Here is a 1120-nt window from a genome sequence, read left to right on the forward strand (position 1 = left end):
CCCCTGCGGGAACGGCCTCATCTAGCGGTATTTTCTTCCAGCAAGGTGGGCAACTTCGTGGTCACCGTCCCCCTCCTGCGTGGCCTCAAGGAAAAATACCCCGGCTGTGTGCTGGATTTTTTCGGCAGCGAGATTACGCGCGACTTTGAGCTTCACTGTCCCTATATCGACTTCAGCTTCCCCCTCTACAGCCGCCGCCCCGATTACCTCGAGGCCCTAACAGCAGCAGTGCGGGATCGTGTGGCCCAGGCCGGGCCTTATGATCTGGCCATCAATTGCGACGAGTTCAGCGAGCTCAACCTGGTGGCGGTGACGGCCCTGCGACCCCAGTACATTGCCGGGGCCGGCCTGACCTTGGATTTTCGCCGCAAGCTGGATCCCGGCCCCGACCCGGTGCAGCGCATGCTCCAGGACGACGACTGGAACAGCCTGGAGTTTTTGCAGCGCTACAAAGATATTCTCACTAGCAACTACATTGCCGAGATCTTCTGCCGCCTGGCTTATGTGGAAACAGATTTTTTCCGCCTGGAGCTGCCCAGCCGGGATCCCGATTTTCCCGTGCCGGAAGTCCTGGTGCACATCACCACCACCCGCCGCGCCAAGATGTGGCCCTTGGAGTACTGGCGCCAGGTGATCCAGTGGTGCCGGGGGCAGGGCCTGCAGGTGGGGCTAATCGGCAGTGCCCCGGAGCTGCAGCGATCCCTCTACCACGGCGGCGGCGAAGATGAGCTGCTGGCGCAAACGGGGATGATCGACCTGCGGGGCAAAACCAGCTTGATCGAATTGGCCGGGGCCCTGAAGCGGGCGCGGGTCTGTATCTCCGTGGACGCGGGGCCGATGCACATTGCGGCGGCCGTGGGCTGCCCCACCATTGCCCTGTTTGGCAACGATGCCGATGGCGATGGAGCTAGCCCGGTGCGGCTGTGGGCACCTCGCCTGCCCCACGTTTACGTTACCCAAACTTCCTATAAATGCCGGGTCTGCGTGGAAAACAAGTTCAAAAACGAAGCCTGCCTGGTGGAGGGCCACCCCTGCATGGCCCACCTCCGGCCAGAAACAGTCATCGGCTACCTGCAGGAGATTCTAAAGAAGACCTAGGACTTCCAGCCGATCTCTTCCC

Annotated in this window: 1 protein-coding gene; it reads left to right on the forward strand. The window is 61.6% G+C overall.

Annotated elements, in window-relative coordinates; translation table 11 throughout:
- Window positions 1-1098, forward strand: a 1098-nt coding sequence (locus NW853_RS10945) for a glycosyltransferase family 9 protein (RefSeq protein WP_414349023.1), incomplete at its 5' end; no start/stop codon positions are given.
- Between the last annotated feature and the right edge of the window lie 22 nt (window positions 1099-1120).

The organism is Synechococcus sp. H55.11, from assembly GCF_047462475.1.
Classification (GTDB): Bacteria; Cyanobacteriota; Cyanobacteriia; order Thermostichales; family Thermostichaceae; genus Thermostichus.